Raw genomic sequence first — 7757 nt, forward strand, 5'->3', positions numbered from 1 at the left:
CGTCTTCACGCCGTCAGCGGTTACTGGAGGAAGGCCGTCTTGACCTCGGTGAGCAGCGGGTTGGTGCCCGTCGCGGGGTCGGTGCAGCCCTGGTTGATGGTCCAGATGATGGTGCCGCCGTAGCCGTTCGCCTTGGCGTACTGGCCCTTGGCCTGGATGGCCTCCGGACCGTCGTACGTGATCCAGCGCACCGTGCCGTCCTCCACCGGCGTGTCGAACGTGACGTAGTTGGCCTGCGCCGCCACGTCCCACTGGAGCTTGCCCGTCTTGGAGAGCGCCAGGATCTTCTTGTACGTGAAGGAGTTGTCCCCGCCCACGTAGTCGGACCAATTGGTGAAGGGCTGGCGCGGGCCGGTGATGTGCCGCCACGCGAGGCCGTAGAACGGGATGCCCATGCCCAGCTTCTCCTTGGGGATGCCCGCGGCCACCCAGGCCTTGAGGCTGGACTCCACGGAGGTCGGGTGGGTGCCGGACTCGCCCGTGAGCGCGGACGTGAACCACGACTCCCAGCCGTCCCAGACGCCAATCATCTCGTAGGACATGACGTTCACCTGGTCCAGGTACTGGGCGAGCTGCGGGTACCACTTGAGCGACGCGTCCGTGGCGAAGTTGTTGTTCACCCAGCCAATGGGGAACGTCAGCAGCATGTTGGGACGCACCTGACGCAGCCGCTGCACCAGCGCGAGCAGGTTCGGCTTGTCCACCTCCTCCACCGGCTCCCAGTCGATGTCGAGCCCGTCGTAGCCGTGGTCGTCCATCGCCTTGAGCAGGCTCTGGACGAACTTCTCCCGGTTCGCGGCGGAGGCGGCGCCCACCCAGTTGGCGTGCTCGCCCGCGCCGCCCACCATGATGATGGCCTTGCGCCCCGCGGCGTGCGCGCGGGAGGAGAGCGTCTTCGCGATGGCGGAGCCGTTCGAGTTGTCGAAGATGGCGTCCACCGTGCCGTCCGTGTTCGGCGTCACGCGGCCCACGATGATGTGCGTCATCGCGCTGAAGTCCACCTTCTCCGGCGGGTAGTCATCCGCGTTCCAGCCCGTGTAGTAGCCGGACACCCACTTGTTGGTGGTGCCCACCGGGCCCGTCACCACCACGTCCGCCGTGGCCTTCTTCGTCGCGTCCGCGTTGCTCGTGGCCACGACGTGGTACGTGCCCGCCGTCCGGGGCGCGGTGTACGTGCCGCTGGAGGTGACGGTGCCGCCCGCGGCGCCTTCCAGGACGCTCCACGTCACGGCCGTGTTGGTGCTGCCCGTCACCGTCGCGGTGAAGGTCTGCACGCCGCCCAGCGACAGCGTCGCGGTGGTGGGGGTGACGCTGACGCTCACGCCGGTGGGGGCGGTCCGCTTGCCGGACACCGCCGTGGACTTCGCGCTCTCACCCACCGCGTTCAGCGCGGTGACGGCGTACCAGTACGTCGTGCCCGCCACCGCGCTGGTGTCCTTGTAGGCCGCGGAGGTGAGCGCCGTGGAGGTGAGGCGCGTGTACGTGCCCGTCTGCCACGTGGAGCGGTACACGTGGTAGCCCGTGGCGCCCGCCACCGTGCCCCAGGTGAGGGCCACGTCCGTGGTGGAGCCCGTGGCCTGCAGGGCCGTGGGCGCGGAAGGGGCGGTGGTGCTCGCCGCCAGGCGCACGTTGTCGAAGTACATCGTGGCCAGCTTGCGGCCCGCGTTCTCCATCACCACCAGGCCATCCAGGCTGGCGTTGGCCGCGCCCAGCGTGCTCAGCGGCATGCGGCACAGCGTCCACGCGTTGGCCTTGATGGTGCCGCCCGCGCAGGTGGGGTTGAGCGCCACGGGCGGCTTCGCCACGCCGCCCACGCTCGCGTAGAGCGCGATGGCGGGGTTGACCGTCGCGCCGGGGTTCACCTGCAACTCCACGAAGCCTTGGCCCGCGGTGGGCACGCCCGCGTGGTGGAAGTACAGGCCCGTCCAGGGGCCGAACGTCGCGGAGATGGAGCGGGTGCCCGCGTACACGGGCCGGGTCGCGCCAAGGCTGTGCGTCGCCCAGGACCAGTCCTGCCATCCCGAACCGAGCGCGTCGTCGAACATCGTCGTCGCGCTCGCGAGCGCGTCCCCGGACGTCCCCAGCGAGTCGTCGTCACCCGCCGTGGACGTGAAGTCCGGCGCGCCACCGCAGCCGGTGTGCATCGCGCCCAACGCCACGAGGAACCCAATGAGCTGCCTTCTCAAGTTCTCTCCTGCGGCCAGGTGAAAGAGGGTGGGCCGGGGGGACCGCTTCCCCTGCTCGCGGCGCGTGGCAGGGGTCCCCCGGTCGCCCTGTCGCCGCGCCGGGATTGGCGGGCGTGTGAGGGGGGACCTGGCGAATCGCAGGCAAGGACACATCGCGATTCTTCGTCTGTGTTCAAGCCACGGGGTGGGCTACTTCAACACGTCTCAAGGACGCCAGGCCGCTGTATCAGCGGGGCGGCGAGCGTCTGGTTTGAGAGTGAAAAACGCCTGGAGGCGCCACGAACGCGCCTCCAGGGGAAAGCCTGTCAGTCTGTGATGCATCCAGCTTCAATCATTTACAGGCAATGTATCAGGGCCTTTATTCCGGCCCAAGGACGTGAGGAAGCTCCACGCGCTCTTTTCGCCGCCCAGGTACGTCTGGAAGTGGTTCTCCCCGGGGCGGTAGAGGCCCGTCCGCATGAGCTGCGCGTGCAGCGCGGGCAGGTGGTAGTAGGGCACGGACGGGAAGAGGTGATGAGACAGGTGGTAGCTGGCGTTGAAGGGCGCGATGAAGAAGCGCTCGAACCAGGTGGCCGCCGCCACGTCCCGCGTCTCGTGCGTCTCATCCGGGGTGGCGGGGGTGAAGGGGTGCTCCACCACCGCGCGGATGCGGAAGGCCACCATCATCAGCGTCAGTGACGGGATGGACCACAGGAGCAGGTAGTGGAGCCAGCCGCCCGTGAGCGTGAGGAAGGTGATGAAGCCGGTCAGCCACAGCGCGTAGCGCACGTGCTCCGCGCGGGACGGCGGCGGGCCGCCCTTGCCCAGCGCGCGGCCCGTATAGGACCAGGGGATCATGATGCGCACGTGGGACGGGGTGAAGAAGCCCACCATGTCCCCCAGCAGCACCAGCGCCGTGCCCACGCGCGTGCGCGGGAACATCCATGCATGGTCGCGCTGCGCCGTGCGCCAGTACGGGTCCTTCTCCGTGTTGACGTAGCGGTGGTGCTCCGCGTGCTCCTTGCGGTAGCCCTCCGTGGTGATGTTCATGGGGAACGCGCACAGCAGGTCCGCCAGCACGTCATTGGCCTTGCGGTGCGTGAGCAGGTGGTGGTGCGAGGCTTCGTGCACCAGGCTCAGGAGCGCGTGCTGCCGCGTGGAGATGATGACCGCGGCCAGCACCCACGCCCACCACCGGTCCACCTGCACCACGAACGCCACCGACAGCGCGATGATGAGCCATTGGCGCGCCACCGCCCACAGGCCCCGCGCGTTGGTCACCACCGACAGCTTCCTCACCGACGCCGTCAAGCCACGACGGTCGAACGCGCGGGAGGTGACCGCTTCCGAGTCATCCAGCGACAACGGTTCTGGAACGGCGAGCATCTGGGGACAGACCTCCTGCCGGGCGCGAGCGCTCTGGCGGAAGGCCGGGAGGTCGTTTCCTCCCCCGTCCAAGGCGACCCCCTGCCGCACACCCCGGTTCATGTGGGACTACACCGCCTTGCGGTAATAATCTCATATCATAGTAATTCCGAGGTCTGAAAGACCCGCTCAGTCTTACAGCCATGACGGACGTGGCAGGTCCAAGGGGTGGCTGGGCAAAGCGGATGTTGAGTGGTGTCCAGAAGGCTGCCCCCCCGAAGGCCTGGCATCCGGGAAGAGGTGGGCCCCGGGCCTTTTGGACGGTGTGATGGAGGGGACGTCCGTACACTGGACGGGAACCCCTTTCCGCGTTCGCGGCCCGGGAAAGGCGGGGAGGTTGCTCGACCTCCCCGTGAATGGATGCAGGCACCCTTCGACTTCCAGAAGCTCTTCGAGCTGTCGCCCAATCCCTACATGCTGCTGGACCGCGAGCTGCGGTACGTCACGGCGAACGCGGCCTATCTGCGGGTGACCGCCAGCCGGCTGGAGGACCTGGTCGGGCGCCCCATCTTCGAGGCGTTCCCGCACGACCCGGACGACCCGGCCAACGCCAGCGCCCGGATGCTGCGCGAGTCGTTCCTCCGGGTGCTGACGGAGCGGACGCTGGACACGCTGGCGCTCATCCCCTACCGGGTGCCGCGCCAGACGGAGTCCGGCGTGGTGGTGGAGGAGCGCTACTGGAGCGCCACGCACACGCCCCTGCTGGATGGCCGGGGCGAGGTGGCCTTCATCCTCCAGCACACGATGGACGTGACGGAGCTGCAGCAGCTCAAGCGGGCCGTGCGTGACGCGGAGGCGCCACCGGACGGGGGGGCCCGGACGCAGCTCATGGGCGGGGTGCTCGCGCGCGCCCAGGCGGTGCAGGAGGCCAACCGCGTCCTGGACGACGAGCGCCGCCACCTGCGCCGCCTGTTCGAACAGGCGCCGGGCTTCATGTGTTCGCTGAGGGGGCCCGAGCACGTGTTCGAGCTGGCCAACCGCTCCTACCTCCAGCTCGTGGGGCACCGGGAGCTGTTGGGCCGGACGGTGCGGGAGGCCCTGCCGGAGGTGGCCGGGCAGGGCTTCTTCGAGCTGCTGGACCGGGTGTTCACGACCGGCGAGCCCTTCGTCGGGCACAACATGCGGGTGCAGTTGCAGCGAGAGCCCGGGGGGCCGCTGGTGGAGGCCTTCCTGGACTTCGTCTACCAGCCCGTCATCGAGGCGGACGGCCGCGTCTCCGGCATCTTCGTGCAGGGCCACGACATGACGGCGCAGAAGCGGGCGGAGGACGAGCTGGCGCGCCACCGCGACCACCTGGAGGAGCTGGTGCGCGAGCGCACGCGGGCGCTGGAGGAGAGCGAGGCGGAGCGCCGCCAGACGGAGGCCGCGCTGCTCCAGGCGCAGAAGATGGAGGCGGTGGGCAAGCTCACCGGCGGCGTGGCGCATGACTTCAACAACCTGCTCCAGGTGGTGAGCGGCAACCTCCAGTTGCTCCAGCGCGACGCGGTGGGCGACTCGCGCGCGCAGCGGCGCCTGGAGACGGCGCTGGGCGCGGTGGAGCGCGGGGCGCGGCTGGCCTCGCAGTTGCTCGCGTTCGCGCGGAGGCAGCCCCTGGCGCCCACGGCGCTCAACCTGGGCCGGCTGGTGCGCGACATGGACGACCTCTTGCGCCGCGCCCTGGGCGAGGACGTGGAGGTGGAGACGGTCATCGCGGGCGGGCTGTGGAACACGTCCGTGGACCGCAACCAGTTGGAGAACGTCATCCTCAACCTGGCCATCAACGCGCGCGACGCCATGGAGGGCCGGGGCCGGCTGACCATCGAGGCGGGCAACGCGATGCTGGATGACCACTACGCGATGCTGCACCCGGAGGTGACGGCGGGGCAGTACGTGCTGCTGGCCATCTCCGACACGGGCTCTGGCATGACGCCGGAGGTGATGGAGCGCGCGTTCGAGCCGTTCTTCACCACGAAGCCGGAGGGCCGGGGCACGGGCCTGGGGCTGAGCATGGTGTATGGCTTCGTGAAGCAGTCCGGCGGCCACGTGAAGATCTACAGCGAGCTGGGCCACGGCACGTCCATCAAGATCTACCTGCCGCGCACCTTCCAGGCGGCGGCGCAGCCGGTGGAGAGCGGCCCGGGGCAGGTGGAGGGTGGCACGGAGACCATCCTCGTGGTGGAGGACGACGCGGCGGTGCGGGCCACGGTGGTGGAGGTGCTCACGGAGCTGGGCTACCGCGTGCTCAAGGCGCACGACGGTCAGAGCGCGCTCGCGGTCATCCAGAGCGGCCTGCCGGTGGACCTGCTCTTCACGGACGTGGTGATGCCGGGGCCGGTGCGCAGCCCGGAGCTGGCGCGGCTGGCGAAGGCGCACCTGCCGGACCTGGAGGTGCTCTTCACGTCCGGCTACACGGAGAACGCCATCGTGCACGGCGGCCGGCTGGACCCGGGCGTGAGCCTGTTGTCCAAGCCGTACCGGCGCGAGGACCTGGCGCGGAAGATCCGCTCGCTCTTGCGTGGACGCGAGCAGCGGCTGGCGGCGAAGCCGTTCCGCGCGCCCGCGCCCGCGGAGACGCCGCCGAAGGGCGCGCTGCGCATCCTCCTGGTGGAGGACGACGCGGACATCCGCGAGTCCGCGTCCGAGCTGATGGCGGACCTGGGACACACCGTGCGCGCGGTGGAGAGCGCGGAGGCGGCGGGCGAGGCGCTGGCGAAGGAGCCCTTCGACCTGCTCTTCACGGACGTGACGCTGCCGGGCAAGTCCGGCGTGGTGCTGGCGCGCGAGGCCGCGCGGTGCTACCCGTCCCTGCGCATCATCATCGCGTCCGGTGATTCGCGCGCGGTGTCGGCGGAGGACGGCCAGATGTTGGAGCGCGTGGTGCTGCTGCCCAAGCCCTATGACCTGAACCAGATGGAGCGCGCATTGGAGCAGGCCGCCATGGATGTTGGCTCCGCCGCCCGGACGCGGCCGGCGTGACGGACGCTCGGGCCCGGACGGGCGAAACCCTCTATGTGTCCACGCTGCCGGGCCTGGAGCCCGCGCTGGAGGCGGAGGCGCGCGAGCTGGGGCTGTCCTTCCGGCGCGCGGAGGGCGGCATCGAGTGCGAGGGCCCTCCCGGCCTGCACCAGACCGCGAACCTGCGCCTGCGCACCGCGAGCCGCGTGCTCCTGCGCCTGGGCACCTTCACGGCGCCCACCGCGGACGCGCTGGTGCAGGGGCTGCGAGCGCTGCCCATGGCGGGCGTCTGGGACGGCAAGGCGCCGCTGCGGTTGTCCGTGACGCTGCACCGCTCCGTGGCCCCGGGGCCGGCGGTGGTGCTGGAGTCCGCGGCCGTGGCCTGGGACCCGTGCGAGGTGACGGTCGCGGGACACCTGGACGAGGAGGGCGGGGGGCCGGGGCTCACGCTGCTGGTGCGCGGCGAGGGCGCGCGCTGGACGGTGAGCGTGGACACGTCCGGTGCGCCCCTGTACCAGCGCGGCTACCGGCAGGAGGTGGGGCGCGCGCCCCTGCGCGAGACGCTGGCCTCGGGCATCCTCCGGCTCGCGGGCTACGCGGGGGACGTGCCGCTGGTGGATCCGATGTGCGGCTCGGGCACGTTCCTGGTGGAGGGTGCCTGGCTGTCCCAGCGGCGCGCGCCGGGCCTGCTGCGCACGTTCGCGTTCCAGTCCTTCCCGTCCTACGACCAGGAGGCCTGGGCGCGCCGCCGCGCGGAGGCGGAGGCGGAGGGGCTGGCGGAGCCTCGCGCGCCCATGCGCGGATACGACCTCAACGCGGGGGCGCTGGGCACGGCGCGGCGCAACGCGAGACGCGCGGGCGTGACGTTGACGCTGGAGCGGCACGACCTGCGCACGCTGAAGGCCCCGCCGGACGCCCCCGGGCTGGTGGTGGCCAACCCGCCCTACGGCAAGCGCGTGGGCGAGGTGGAGGACCTGCCGGACCTCTACCGCGCGCTGGGCGCGACGTTGAACGGCGCGTTCCGCGACTGGCGCAAGGCGCTCATCGTCCCCGAGGAGCCGAGGCTGGTGGCGGCGCTGGGGCTGAAGGGCGCGCGGCAGCTCGACGTGAAGAACGGCGGCCTGCGCTGCCTGCTGCTGCTCTCGGGCGCTTCGAGCTAGCAGGCTGTTGAGAAACCCCTCCGAGGGATCGACACCCCGCACCGAGGCGTGGTGTCCTCCGCGTCACGGAGGG

The 7757-nt window shown here is 70.7% G+C and carries 4 protein-coding genes; 2 read left to right on the top strand and 2 right to left on the bottom strand.

Going from position 1 to position 7757, the window contains the following annotated elements; genetic code table 11:
- Positions 1 to 20: 20 nt before the first annotated feature.
- Both K8612_RS36565 and K8612_RS36570 read right to left on the bottom strand, forming a co-directional pair.
- Positions 21 to 2186, bottom strand: coding sequence for a glycosyl hydrolase family 18 protein (locus K8612_RS36565; protein WP_223765635.1), 2166 nt, complete (start codon positions 2184 to 2186; stop codon positions 21 to 23).
- A 327-nt stretch (positions 2187 to 2513) separates the two neighbouring features.
- A complete protein-coding gene (locus tag K8612_RS36570) occupies positions 2514 to 3551 on the bottom strand; it encodes a fatty acid desaturase family protein (RefSeq protein ID WP_223765636.1) in 1038 nt (345 codons plus the stop codon).
- Positions 3552 to 3950: 399 nt separating this feature from the next.
- Between K8612_RS36570 and K8612_RS36575 the strand changes: the two genes are divergently transcribed.
- Entirely contained in the window at positions 3951 to 6545 is a 2595-nt protein-coding gene (locus K8612_RS36575) for a response regulator (RefSeq protein ID WP_223765637.1), read from the top strand.
- Complete coding sequence (locus K8612_RS36580) at positions 6542 to 7684, top strand: RNA methyltransferase (protein ID WP_223765638.1); 1143 nt, start codon at positions 6542 to 6544, stop codon at positions 7682 to 7684. Before K8612_RS36575 ends, K8612_RS36580 begins: the two co-directional genes overlap by 4 nt.
- Positions 7685 to 7757: the final 73 nt, after the last annotated feature.

The organism is Corallococcus sp. AS-1-6 (assembly GCF_020037015.1).
Taxonomy (GTDB): Bacteria; Myxococcota; Myxococcia; order Myxococcales; family Myxococcaceae; genus Corallococcus.